9 protein-coding genes are annotated in these 13091 nt (G+C 36.0%); 7 read left to right on the plus strand and 2 right to left on the minus strand.

Going from position 1 to position 13091, the window contains the following annotated elements; all coding sequences use genetic code 11:
• Positions 1-407 precede the first annotated feature (407 nt).
• The gene (locus EHR01_RS16720; protein WP_135696433.1) at positions 408-1961 is read left to right on the plus strand and encodes a methyl-accepting chemotaxis protein; all 1554 of its coding nucleotides are present in this window, start codon (positions 408-410) and stop codon (positions 1959-1961) included.
• A gap of 143 nt (positions 1962-2104) precedes the next feature.
• Positions 2105-3628 (plus strand): Omp85 family outer membrane protein, encoded by a 1524-nt coding sequence (omp85, locus tag EHR01_RS16725; protein WP_135696436.1) that lies wholly within the window; start codon positions 2105-2107, stop codon positions 3626-3628.
• 150 nt (positions 3629-3778) lie between these two features.
• Here the strand turns inward: omp85 and EHR01_RS16730 are convergent, their stop codons facing one another.
• Both EHR01_RS16730 and EHR01_RS16735 read right to left on the minus strand, forming a co-directional pair.
• On the minus strand, positions 3779-4615 hold the full coding sequence (locus tag EHR01_RS16730) for a HEAT repeat domain-containing protein (protein ID WP_135696439.1): 837 nt from the start codon (positions 4613-4615) through the stop codon (positions 3779-3781).
• 79 nt (positions 4616-4694) lie between these two features.
• On the minus strand, positions 4695-5498 hold the full coding sequence (locus EHR01_RS16735; RefSeq protein WP_135696442.1) for a helix-turn-helix domain-containing protein: 804 nt from the start codon (positions 5496-5498) through the stop codon (positions 4695-4697).
• Between the two features lie 78 nt (positions 5499-5576).
• On the opposite strand from EHR01_RS16735, the gene EHR01_RS16740 reads away from it, so the two are divergent.
• The 5 genes from EHR01_RS16740 (at position 5577) to EHR01_RS16760 (ending at position 13086) form a co-directional block, all read left to right on the plus strand.
• Positions 5577-6026: an SRPBCC family protein gene (locus tag EHR01_RS16740; protein ID WP_135696445.1), complete on the plus strand. Its 450-nt coding sequence runs from the start codon at positions 5577-5579 to the stop codon at positions 6024-6026.
• A gap of 45 nt (positions 6027-6071) precedes the next feature.
• Positions 6072-6488, plus strand: a complete 417-nt coding sequence (locus EHR01_RS16745) for an SRPBCC family protein (RefSeq protein WP_135696447.1) — start codon at positions 6072-6074, stop codon at positions 6486-6488.
• A gap of 48 nt (positions 6489-6536) precedes the next feature.
• The gene (locus EHR01_RS16750; protein WP_135696450.1) at positions 6537-9275 is read left to right on the plus strand and encodes an ATP-binding protein; all 2739 of its coding nucleotides are present in this window, start codon (positions 6537-6539) and stop codon (positions 9273-9275) included.
• A 437-nt stretch (positions 9276-9712) separates the two neighbouring features.
• The gene (locus EHR01_RS16755; RefSeq protein ID WP_135696453.1) at positions 9713-10684 is read left to right on the plus strand and encodes a ribonucleotide-diphosphate reductase subunit beta; all 972 of its coding nucleotides are present in this window, start codon (positions 9713-9715) and stop codon (positions 10682-10684) included.
• Positions 10685-10704: 20 nt separating this feature from the next.
• Complete coding sequence (locus tag EHR01_RS16760; RefSeq protein ID WP_135696456.1) at positions 10705-13086, plus strand: ribonucleoside-diphosphate reductase subunit alpha; 2382 nt, start codon at positions 10705-10707, stop codon at positions 13084-13086.
• The last annotated feature ends 5 nt before the right edge of the window (positions 13087-13091 follow it).

Genomic DNA, 13091 nt, shown 5'->3' on the forward strand with positions numbered 1-13091 from the left:
CCTGAAATGCAAAATCTGAATTTATAACGGAGAGGATGAGGTCATTAACCCAAGCCGGAAGATTGGCGGATCCAAACCGGGTTCTGATATTTTTTTAAAAAACAAACTCGGAAAAATTTTCTAAGTTCTTTTGAAGCATTCTAAACGATTCTTTCGTCTCCCTGGGAAAAAAATGAAATACTTTCAGATTCAGTTCGTCTCATTCCAATGAGGTGAACTAGGTTCAGGATATACACGCAATGGAATGAAAGTTGGTTCTGTTCTCCCTTCGGAATTGGCCCCTGTTAGGATTTTTTGGACAAACCTTAGGTCTTGCGGACCTCTGTTGGGTTTTAGGACGTTTCTTGCCAATAGATTCCATTTCTAAAGTATGACTAAATCTATTTCCTTTCTAAAGAAGGTACAGTTTGTTTGCTAAATTTTTTGCCCCAAAGAAAGCCATGACGATTTCCGATGACCTCTTCACGGAAGTGATGTTACGAAACAACAAACGGATGTTTCTTTCGTTTCTGTCGATCCTTGCACTCGCCAATGTTGCAACACTTTCCATTAAACTTGCAGGGAAAGGTTCCGATTATCTGACATATCAGAGTATCCTCATTGAGTTTGTTCTTGCTACTTCTATATTGGTTTTTGGTTTTTTACTCTCTTCCAAATTAAAAACACACTGGTCTTCTAGTTATATATCCATCACAGGGGTTACACTTTGTTTGTTGGTATTTCAATATGAAATTTATGGAGCAACTGAGCTTGCTGCTACGTTTTATATTTCTTTTGTTTTAAGTGTATTGTACTTCAATCGTAATGCATCTATATATAACTTTATTTTGATTATTATATCTGAAGTTGTTTTGTTCGCTTTGCGACCTGAGTTGATTCCTGGTGGGCCCAAGAGTAATATCATTGTAAGGTTTTTGATTTTTGTTTGGGTTGGGATTGGTGCTACTGTTGGGGCAACAGCAACAAGGACTCTGCTAAATTTGGCAGTTGAGAAACAAAAAGAAGCCAAAAAAGCTTTAGACAATTTGTTACATATGGCAAAAACCATTTTGAACACAATTGATATGATGAAACAACAAATTAAAAACCAAGATACAATTTCAGAAGAGCTAAAACTAATTTCGGAACATCAGGCTACTTCTCTTTCTGAAATTTCAACTTCTTTGCAAGAATTATCTTCTAAAGCAGATTCCAATAATAAAATCGCAAAATCATTGTATCATGAATCAGAAACTTCCATTCAATCAGTGAATGATCTAAAAGCGATAAATGAAACGGTACAAACTGGAACTGGTAGGATTTATAAAAACTTAGATGTTGTATTAGGTTATTCGACTGATACTTCGGAACACATTCATCTTTCGATCAATAAGTTCAATATCCTTCAGGAAAAAAGTACAGAGATTTCTGATTTTGTCTCTGTGATCAATGACATCGCCGACAAAGTAAATTTATTATCGTTAAATGCTGCTATTGAAGCAGCAAGAGCTGGTGAACATGGCCGAGGTTTTGCTGTTGTTGCCGAAGAAATATCAAAGTTAGCTGATGCGACGACTAGAAACTCCAAAGAAATTTCTAAGATCATCCAAGAGAACCTTTCATTGATTGGTGAAAGTAGTGAACTGATCAACAGGTCTTCGGAAATGATGGGAAAGTTGGATACAGCCATTGGTATCATTAAAAATGAAATCACGGGAGTGGGTACAAAGATTGTAGAAATTGACAAAGCAATTGAAACCATTGACAACCTCAATACCAGGATTTACGAAACAAGCAAAACCATCGAAAATTCTACGAACTTCCAAAAGATTGCGACCGAAGAATCGACAAAAATCACCGCTAGTATTTCTGAATATGCGGACAACATAGTCGAAATATCCAAACAAATATCAGAAAGTAGTAAATCTACCGGAGGGATCATTGTTCAGCTGGATGCGATGGCAAAAGAAATGACGAATTAGCAATCATTTTGTCCGGAACTCCTCCTTTTCGTCGGAATGGGGGTGGAGCTGAACCGACTCCAAAAAGTGAGTGGAAATTCATTTTTTGTTGACTGATTCTTTTGCGCAGGTAGCGTCCATGGTTTGTGTACAAACACAGACCTATGAACCGAACCATTAGCCTTGTTCTTTTTTCCTTTTTTGTTTTGGCACCCTTTGTCATTCCAAGTGTTCTTTCGGCACAGGAATATATGCCCAGTGCAGGTTGTGAGAAAGACCCTCCACCGAAAAACCTTCCCTTTCCCATGGATCCTACAAAACAACTTTGTAAAAAGGATATAGAGGACAAACGAGAAGGTTGGTATCCAACAGGTCTCCCTCTCATCAACTCAGATCCAAACGAGGGGATTGGATATGGTGTACGTGCTTATCTTTACGATAATGGAAAAAAAGCAGATCCACTTTTTTATTATACGCCGTATCGGATGCGTGTCTTTGGGCAATATTTTAATACAAATAAAAATGCCCAATACCATCAGGTTAGTTTGGACATGCCTTTCATTGCAGACACTCAATGGCGGTTGCGTGCTGATTTGTTTCTAACCATTACACCTACCACTCTCTATTTTGGAATTGGTGAAGAGAGTATGAAACCCCTATCTTATTTGGATAGAAATCAACAAGATGGACGACATATTATAAACGCAAGTTATATGGACCAAGAAAACAACTTGGCTTATTACCGCCCAGGGACAAGTTCCGATCCAGTAAGTCTTGGAGGAAAAACTTATTCTGGATTTCCGCAGGCACCTGGATTTGTCGTAACAGATAAAATGTACAACCGTTATACGATTGAAACTCCGATGGCAACTACAAGTACAGAACGTTCTTTTGTTGGTGGAACTGTACGTCTTGTTGCAGGTCTAAAATTTTCCAACAACATAGTTAGAACATATGATGGAAAATTAGCACGTGGTGTGGATCCACTTCTTGGAGGTGAGCATACAGCAGATGTTCCAAACGGAAAAACTCGACTTACAGAAGATTATGAAGGTAAAAAAATAATCGGATATAATGGTGGTTATGTGAATGCTCTTCGTGTTGGACTCGTTTATGATACAAGAGACTTTGAACCAGATCCCAATTCTGGAATTTTTGCCGAAGCAACGTATGAAAAACATACCAAGTCTATTGGATCTGATTACGATTACCAAAAATACTTTGCACAAACAAAATTGTTTTGGAGTCCTTTTCCAAAGGTGTTTGATAAGTTAGTCATTGCCAATCGATTTGGTTTGGGTGTGACCGATGGGGAAGCTCCTTTTTATGAATATCGAAATATGTGGGGAACGGAAGGTCTTGTGGGAGGTCTTGGAGGGCTCAGGACCATTCGAGGTTTTAAACAAGATCGATTTGTTGGAAGGGCTATGGGTTGGGGGAACACAGAAGTTCGTTGGAAATTTGCTGAGGCAAAATTTGGAGATGAATTTTTTGCCTTTAATTTAGTTCCCTTTTTTGACTATGGCCGTGTATGGGACGATGAACATAAGTTAGGTTGGAAAGGGTATGCTTATTCTCGAGGACTAGGGTTACGGATTGCTTGGAACCAAGCTACTATCATTATGATCGATTATGCTAAGTCGAGAGAAGATGAGCAGTTGTTTGTCAACTTTAGCCATGTTTTTTAAGCTGATTTGATCTAAGCCATTGGGGGTCTAGGTGGCATCTCACTACAGATAAAAAAGAAAAATGATCTGGCTCTACACCAGGGTGTGCATTCCACTCCGCACCCACCTTTGAGTCTTGCGACCAAACATTTGTGATAAAAACGGATCTAACTACTTGGGAGATTTTGATTTAAGATCTAATCCTTTTCTGTAATATTCATTTGCTTCTGTCAAATTCCCTCTAGTTGTTTCCAAATCACCTAATTGTTTATAAACTCCCGCTTTGTCCGGAAATTTTGATTCTAACAATGATGTATAAATTTTTTCAGAATCATAGAAATTTTTTATAAACACAAGAGCATTGGCTTTTAGGTAGAGACTATTTAAATTTTCAGGTTCAAGCTCTAATGCTCTATTGATATAATGAAGTGTGCTACCGTAATGTCCGGCTTTAAATTCGTTGTTTGCTTTTGTTTTTAATTTTTTTAAGTCATTTTCTTCTGAAACATCTTCGAGTAAAAATTGAGTATAATCTCTTCCTGAAAGTGCTTCTAAAATTTCAACGATAGCACTTCTTTCACTTCGTTCCAAATTATGAATATATTTTTCTAAAACAGGAATGGCTCTTTTGTCTCGTATGGATGAGAATGAAAGTGCTGCACAATACCTTGCATGATAGTAGTTATCTTCTTGTATTGTGTATAATAAATATTCTGTTACTTCCTCTGTTTCCATCCAACTCAAAGCGCGTATAACGGTAAAACGAACATGATCACTATTGTCTTTTTTTAATAAAGAACCCAATATTGGTATATATTTAGGATTTTTAGATAATCCTAAACAGGTGATTCCTTCAATATTACTTGGTTCTCTGAAACTATATTCGCTTCCTTGCGTTGCTAACTCAAGACATCTTTCCAGATGATCTGGTTCGTGTTCCGAAGCATGGACCTTGGAGGTAAAAAATTGAGCGGCAATTGCGAGGGCTAAAAAAAAACGTGGATTCATTTGCAGAAACTTAAAACAGATATTGGACAAAACAAATAAAAAAAATAATTCTCTTATATTTTTCTATAGATTCTTATCGTTATAAAATTGTTTTCAAATATTCCTCAGGACTTAATCCAATCGTTTTCTTAAAATCTCTTATAAAATGTGCCTGATCGTAATATCCTAAATCCAAAGCCATTTCTGCATAATGGATTGATTTTTCTTTTTCAATTCGTTCTGCTACTTCTTGGATGCGGAATCTTTGGATCACCCATTTTGGACTAACTCCCACATAATCTCGAAATAGTCTTTGTAAACTTCGAAGGTTCATCGAAGTCAATTTTACAATTTGGTCTACCGATTGTATCCCTCGATCTTCTTTGATTTTATCTATGATTCCATTGAGAAAAGGGATTTTTGGATCTGGATTGGTTAGAATTTTTTCTAACCAAGTTTCAACCAATTCGACTCGACTTGTTTCTTCTTCTAAGTTAAAAATTTTGTTTTCAAGGTTTAAGATTTCTTCATTGGAGAGAATCGATAGAGGTAATTTTTTGTCAGTGAGAATAGAAACTGATTTTTTAAAAAAAGGATAAAATCCACCGGGACGAAATTTGATTCCAAAGACAGAACCTTTTCCTTGTAATAAGGTAGAAAATCTACCTTTAGTGACTCCAAAAACTTTTGAATTATCTTTTTCAAATACAATGTGAATGCTTGGGTAAGGTAGCGTTTCTGCAAGATAAGGTTTTTGGTTGGTTAAGTCCCAACTAACAGTCCAATAATGCTCTATAAAAAAATCTAGTTTTTCATTGGCAAAAAACCGGTTGTGTTTTGCGACCTGATCGGCCTTGGTTTGGCGTAAAACTCCTCGTGCCGGTTTTCCTTTTTCTCTGACCATACCACTTATTTAGCGTTTTGTCGTGTTTTTACAATCCAAAACTTTTTCTTTTTGGTATGGTATTTTCCGAGGAACACAATGAATACAACAAATCAATTGAATCACAATTTACATTTGCATCTGACAAAAACCATACATTCTAGTTTGGAAAAAGTTTGGGAGATACTTACATCCCCTAAATACATCAAAGAATATTTGTATGGAACTGAGGCGATTTCAGAATGGAAAGAAGGAAGTTCTCTTATATTCAAAGGAGTGTGGGAAGGAACACCTTATGAAGAAAAAGGAACCATTCTTAAATTCCAATCCCCTCATACATTCAAATATTCTTATTTTACTGCTTTTTTTGGATTACCGGATCAACCTGAAAACTATTCGATCATTGAAAATCATTTGGAAGAGAAAAACGGAATTGTGACAATTCGTTTAACGCAAACTGGATTTACCGCAGAGGACAAATTGAAACATTCGGAAGAAAGTTGGAACCAATGTTTGGAGATCATAAAAGAAATCGCTGAGAAAAGATAAGAAAATGCTTTTCAAGAAAAATCCATACAAATAGAATTTCCCGTTATGAACTCCGAGCAAATTACCATTCAATCAACAATACAAGCAAACTCCAAAAAAGTTTGGGACGATTACACCAAACCGGAACATATCATCCATTGGAACTTTGCTTCTGACGATTGGCAATGCCCTTGGGCCAAAAATGATTTACGAGTTGGTGGTAAATACAGTGCAAGAATGGAAGCAAAAGATGGAAGTTTTGGTTTCGAGTTCGAAGCCACTTATGACAAAGTAATCGATCAAAAATTAATCAGTTATACAATGGAAGATGGTAGAAAAGCCAGTGTAACATTTGAATCTTTGGAAAACAAAACACAAGTCACCATCATATTTGATGCTGAAGACCAAAATCCCATTGAAATGCAAAGGGGAGGTTGGCAGGCAATCCTCGATAACTTTAAGAAGTATGTAGAGTCCAATTGACGTTTATTTTTTGCTTTTTCTTTCATTTTTTCTCGTCTTTAACCTTATATGCCTCCCTTGAATGCATTCACCAGAAATTTCATTCGGGAAATCAGTGTACAAATTCTGGTATTTGGATTCTATTTATTTGCAGGAAAATTAAGTCTCAATCTTTCCTCTATTGATGGATACAGCACGCCGGTTTGGCCACCGGCAGGTTTGGCACTTGGGTTTGTGTTGTTGTTTGGTAAAAAAGTCTGGCTCGCTTTATTTCTGGGGGCTTACTTTACCAACACGAACTATCTCCCTACAACGGAGACTTTGGTTCAGTTTTTAATTTCAAATCCACAAAACATAACGATTTCATTTGGAAATTCCTCTGCTGCTTTAATGGGTGCTCACTTTTTAAAAAAGTATTCCAACCCAAATTTAAATATCTTCCAAGCTCATGAAATTTTAATCTTTTTTATCATTGCAGGTCCAGTCAACGCTCTCATTTCATCTATCATCGGAAGTTTGTCTTTATTATATTTTAAAATCATCTACTTCGAATTTTTATTTCAAACTTGGCTTACTTGGTGGATGGGTGACTCGATTGGAATTATTATTTTTACTCCACTAATGATATTGATTTGGAAATGGTATCGAGGTGAAGAAAAATTATTAAGACTGATTATTTTTGCTTCAGCAACGATGAGTACATTTGTTTTTACTCTATCTATTTTTTTTGTTACGAAAAATTGGGAAAAAGAATTTATTAAGTATAGGATCAAATCTGATGGACAAATTATTTCAACAGGAATTGAAAATCAATTTTTAGAAACATTAAGAGTTGTAAAAGCATTGGGAGCTTTTTTATCACTTACCGAACATCTAAATCGTCAAAATTTTGACCAATTCTCGAAAGAGATTATAGAAGATGCAAATGGTGTAGCTGCATTGTCCTGGGATCCTTTGATTAATCATTCTTCACGTTTGATGAATGAAAGAACATTGAAGATAGATTATCCAGAATCCAAAGGAATCTATGAAAAAGAGGAGGAAAGAATCTTTCCCGCAAAAGAAAAATCCGATTATGTTTTCATTCGCTACATTTATCCATTCTCAGAAAATAAACATGCTATTGGGTTTAATTTATTATCTGATCCAACAAGAGAAAAGGCATTGTTTAGTGCCACAGAAAGGCAAGGGATTGAAATTACAGGAAAAATCAATCTTGTCCAAAACGTAGAAAACAATTTAGGATTTTTGGTTTTTTATCCAGTGACAAGGTTGAATCGAGAATATGGATTTGCAGTGGCAGCGGTTCGGATCGCCACCATTATGAATAATGCCGTCATTGGAAATGACCAAAACCATTTATGTATTAGAATCGAAGAGGCAAGTGAACCAAGTCATATTGAAATATTTTCCAAGGATTGTTCCAATACAGACGAAAAAATTTTTTCAGAGTTTTCGTATGAACATCCAATCACAATCGGTTCTCATGTATTAAATATCAAAACCATTGCCACTAAAAAATACTTTCAAATGAATCTTACCAATGCTTCACGATTTCTTTTGATCGTATCTTCATTGTTAACAGGGTTACTTGGAATTTTAATCCTAATCATTATGGGAAAAGAAAAAAGTATCCAAGACATAGTTGAAAAAAGAACTTTTGAATTAGAAAAAGCCAATCGTGTAAAATCTGAATTTTTAGCAAATATGAGCCATGAAATCCGCACTCCAATGAATGGAGTGTTAGGAATGTTGACATTACTGGAACAAACAAAAATAGATTTTGAACAACGAGATTATTTAGATAATGCAAAAAAGTCTGTTTTGTCACTTTTGACAATCATCAATGATATTTTAGATGTTTCTAAGTTAGAAAATAAAAAGTTAGAGATCCTTCCAAAACCAACGGATATAAACAAATTATGTAAAGATGTGGTTCAGCTATTTTTAGCGGATGCAATCAAAAAGAATTTAGAGTTTCATATTAATTTATCTGGATTGGATTCTGATTTACATATATTGATTGATGAAAATAGACTTCGCCAAATATTGATTAACCTAATTGCAAACGCATTGAAGTTTACTTCGGAAGGTTCCGTAAGTCTAAATGTTTCATTGAGCAACGATCAGAAATTTCTTATATTTATAGTGAAAGACACTGGAATAGGAATTTCTGATGAAAACATTCATAAACTGTTTAATCGTTTTGTCCAATTAGAGGATTCACGCACTAAAAAATTTGAAGGTTCTGGACTTGGATTGTACATTTCCAAACAACTTGTAAACTTGATGGGCGGAGAAATTAAAGTTCATAGTCATTTGAATGAAGGTTCCAGTTTCCAATTTACAATTCCATTTGAAAAAACGGACCAAAGAGAAACAACTGCTGAAAATGATAATGCCAAGGTAATTAACCCTGATCAAAAATATCATATTTTGGTCGCAGAAGATAACTTATTAAACCAAAAATTTATTCTTAAAATATTCCAAAAGGAAAATGTTGAAGTCAGCCTTGCATCAAACGGAGAAGAAGTAATACATCTGTTAGATGCATCTCTTGGTCACTTGGAAAATCGGTATGATATTATTCTCATGGACATTCAGATGCCGGTACTTGATGGAATGGAGGCCACTAAACTCATTCGCAAACGAGATGATTCTTATCGTGACATCCCTATCATTGCGATTACTGCAAATAGTATGGATTCCCAATTGAATGAATATCTTGAAAATGGAATGAATGGTTATGTAAAAAAACCAATCATTCTTTCTGAACTTTTGACAACGATATATAAAAATTTGAATTAAAGAGAACTCGATTTCGTACCAGAACTTTCTAGTTCTTTTTTTGAAATTTCTCTCGTTTTATTCCATTGACAAAATATGTCTCATACGGTTTCTTTAGATTCTATTCCGGGAGGAATGAGGTGAAACTCCTCAACTGACGGCGCAACCGTAGATTCTTATCCAAATCAGATAAGAAAAGTCGGATCTTCCCACATATGAATCGCCCGTAAACGATCATCTGTACCGAAAATTTTTTCAGGGCCCCGGACTATTGCTACCGGGATACCCACACCTTCTTCCATACAAGTTGTTGTGTTCCGGGTCGACGAGATTTGGCCGTGGAAAAAATCCATTCCATTCCAATATCAACCAATAAACATATGTTTGTTGGTATCGTGTGGTTCTCTTCTGGCAAAGGAGACACATAAAATATAGAAATTCGAACCTGGAGTTGTTGAATGGATTACCAATCAGAAGTTTTATTAAAAGAAAATAAGGATCGATTTGTGATCCTTCCCATTAAGTTTCCTAAAATTTGGGAGATGTATAAAAAACAACAGGCATCCTTTTGGACGGCAGAAGAAATCGATTTGAGTGGAGATTTGGATGATTGGAATTCCTTAACAAACAACGAAAGATTTTTTTTAAGTAATGTTTTGGCATTTTTTGCCGCAAGTGATGGAATCGTAAACGAAAACTTAGCCGTAAATTTTATGCGTGAAGTCCAACTTCCTGAAGTTAGGTGCTTTTACGGTTTTCAAATTATGATGGAAAATATCCACTCTGAAACCTATTCGCTTTTGATTGATACATACATCAAAGATCCAAAAGAAAAAAATAGATTATTTCATTCGATAGAAACTATTCCAGCCGTTCAAAAAAAATCAGAATGGGCCTTACGTTGGATTGGTGAAGGGAATTTTGCGGAACGACTCCTTGCCTTTGCGGCTGTGGAAGGAATCTTTTTTAGTGGGAGTTTTTGTGCTATTTTTTGGATGAAAAAAAGGGGACTTCTCCCAGGCCTTAGTTTTTCCAATGAACTGATCAGTCGCGATGAAGCCTTACATTGTGAGTTTGCTTGTATCCTATTTAAAATGATCAATGAAAAACCAAGTGCTGAACGAGTGTATGAAATTTTTACTGATGCAGTCAATATAGAAAAAGAATTTATCACCGAATCTTTGTCAGTTGATCTAATTGGGATGAATGCGAAACTCATGCAACAATACATTGAATTTGTGGCGGATCGTTGGCTCATTGAACTTGGATTTGAAAAACTATATTATTCCTCCAATCCTTTCGATTTTATGGAGATGATCTCCTTGGAAGGCAAAACAAATTTTTTTGAAAAACGAGTGGGTGAATACCAAAAGGCTGGTGTTTTAAATTCGGAACAAGGTTTTACATTCTCTTTGAATGAAGATTTTTAAAATTTAAGAAAGGTGTTATTATGTTTGTAATCAAAAGAAATGGAAAAAGTGAATCGGTAAAGTTTGATAAAGTGACGGCCAGGATTGAAAAGTTATCCTATGGTCTCAGTCGTTTGGTCAGTCCCATTGATGTTGCCAAAAAAGTCATCGAAGGAATTTATGATGGTGTTAGCACTTCGGAACTTGACAATTTGGCCGCGGAAATTGCCGCATCTCTCACCACCAAACATCCAGACTACGCACTTCTTGCGAGTCGTATTGCTGTGAGTAACCTACACAAAAACACAACCAAATCCTTTTCGGAAACGATGGAACAGTTGTATTCCTATATCGATCCAAAAACAAATAAACAGATGCCTCTCATTGCAGATGATGTTTGGGAGATTATCAAAAAACATTCGGAACTTTTGGATAGTTCCATTATTTATGATAGAGATTTTGGATTTGATTATTTTGGATTCCGTACATTAGAAAAATCCTATTTATTAAAACTAAACGGCAAAATCGTAGAACGCCCACAACATATGTATATGAGAGTGGCGCTTGGAATCCACAAACATAGAATTGACGAAGTCATTAAAACATATCATTTAATGAGCGAACGTTGGTTCACTCATGCCACTCCGACACTGTTTAATGCAGGAACTCCGAAACCACAAATGAGTAGCTGTTTTCTTTTGACCATGAAGGACGATAGCATCGATGGAATTTATGATACTCTCAAACAAACTGCAAAAATATCCCAAAGTGCTGGTGGGATTGGATTATCCATCCATAATATCAGAGCTACTGGTTCTTATATTGGTGGTACGAATGGAACTAGTAATGGAATCATTCCCATGTTACGGGTGTTTAATGATACGGCCCGTTATGTAGACCAAGGTGGTGGGAAACGTAAAGGAGCATTTGCCATTTATTTGGAACCTTGGCATGCAGATATTTTTCCATTTTTGGAATTAAAGAAAAATCATGGCAAAGAAGAAATGCGGGCTCGTGATTTGTTTTTTGCCCTTTGGATTTCGGATCTATTTATGAAACGAGTGGAAGAGGGTGGCGACTGGAGTTTGTTTTGTCCCAATGAAGCCCCAGGTTTATCGGAAGTTTATGGAGAAAAGTTTGTTTCTTTATATGAACAGTATGAAAGAGAGGGGCGAGCCAGGTCCAAAGTCAAAGCACAAGACCTTTGGTTTGCTATCGTTGAATCTCAAATTGAAACAGGAACACCTTATTTATTGTACAAAGATGCGGCCAATGCAAAAAGTAATCAGAAAAATTTAGGAACTATCAAAAGTAGTAATCTTTGTACAGAAATTTTAGAATTCACTAGTCCAGAGGAAGTTGCAGTTTGTAATTTGGCTTCAGTCGCCTTGCCAAAGTTTGTTTCTGAAGGTAAGTTTTTATTCGACAAGTTATATGAAATTGTCTATCAGATGACGGTGAATTTGAATCGTATCATTGATGAAAATTATTACCCAGTCCCCGAAGCAAAAAATTCTAATTTGAAACATCGTCCCATTGGGATTGGTGTCCAAGGTCTTGCCGATGTTTTTATCCTACTTCGTATGCCTTATGAGAGCGAGGTCGCAAAAAACCTAAATATTGAAATTTTTGAAACCATATACTTTGCAGCCATGACTGCAAGTAAAGACATTGCCAAAGAAGAAGGAGCATATCCAAGTTTTCTTGGTTCTCCACTTTCCGAAGGAATTTTTCAATTTGATTTATGGAATGTCAAACCAACAGGTCGATGGGATTTCGAATTATTGCGGAAAGAAGTGCTCCAATATGGAACACGGAATTCTCTCCTTGTCGCTCCGATGCCCACCGCATCCACTTCTCAAATTTTAGGAAACAATGAATGTTTTGAACCTTATACTTCCAATATTTATTCGAGACGAGTCCTCAGTGGCGAATTTATCATTGTAAACAAACATTTGTTACATGATTTGATCGAACTAGGACTTTGGAATTCGGAGATGAAAAACCAAATCATAGCAGCAGGAGGTAGCATCCAATCCATTCCTTCCATTCCCGATTCCATCAAAGAAATTTACAAAACTGTTTGGGAAATGAAACAAAGATCTCTCATTGATATGGCAAGAGATAGAGGTGCTTTTATCTGCCAGTCCCAGTCCTTAAATTTGTTTGTGGAAAATCCAACTGTATCCAAACTCACTTCCATGCATTTTTACGCTTGGAAACAAGGGTTAAAAACAGGGATGTATTATCTACGAACCAAAGCGGCTTCGCAGGCCATCCAATTCACAATTGAAAAAGAACAAATCCAAAAAACAAAAGAATTTGTCTCTAATTCATCGCAAGCTAACAAAAAAGAGGTGGAATCTGAGTTTGTGGGTGAGGCCTGTTCTATGGAAGAAGGTTGCCTTGTGTGCGGAAGTTAATAAAT

It is taken from the genome of Leptospira mtsangambouensis (genome assembly GCF_004770475.1).
In the GTDB taxonomy this organism is placed as follows: Bacteria; Spirochaetota; Leptospiria; order Leptospirales; family Leptospiraceae; genus Leptospira_A; species Leptospira_A mtsangambouensis.

Coding starts and splice junctions, on each gene's coding strand:
- EHR01_RS16735 (WP_135696442.1), bottom strand. CDS start 5,498: ATGGTCAGAGAAAAAGGAAAACCGGCACGAGGAGTTTTACGCCAAACC.
- EHR01_RS16740 (WP_135696445.1), top strand. CDS start 5,577: ATGAATACAACAAATCAATTGAATCACAATTTACATTTGCATCTGACA.
- EHR01_RS16730 (WP_135696439.1), bottom strand. CDS start 4,615: ATGAATCCACGTTTTTTTTTAGCCCTCGCAATTGCCGCTCAATTTTTT.
- omp85 (WP_135696436.1), top strand. CDS start 2,105: ATGAACCGAACCATTAGCCTTGTTCTTTTTTCCTTTTTTGTTTTGGCA.
- EHR01_RS16760 (WP_135696456.1), top strand. CDS start 10,705: ATGTTTGTAATCAAAAGAAATGGAAAAAGTGAATCGGTAAAGTTTGAT.
- EHR01_RS16755 (WP_135696453.1), top strand. CDS start 9,713: ATGGATTACCAATCAGAAGTTTTATTAAAAGAAAATAAGGATCGATTT.
- EHR01_RS16750 (WP_135696450.1), top strand. CDS start 6,537: ATGCCTCCCTTGAATGCATTCACCAGAAATTTCATTCGGGAAATCAGT.
- EHR01_RS16745 (WP_135696447.1), top strand. CDS start 6,072: ATGAACTCCGAGCAAATTACCATTCAATCAACAATACAAGCAAACTCC.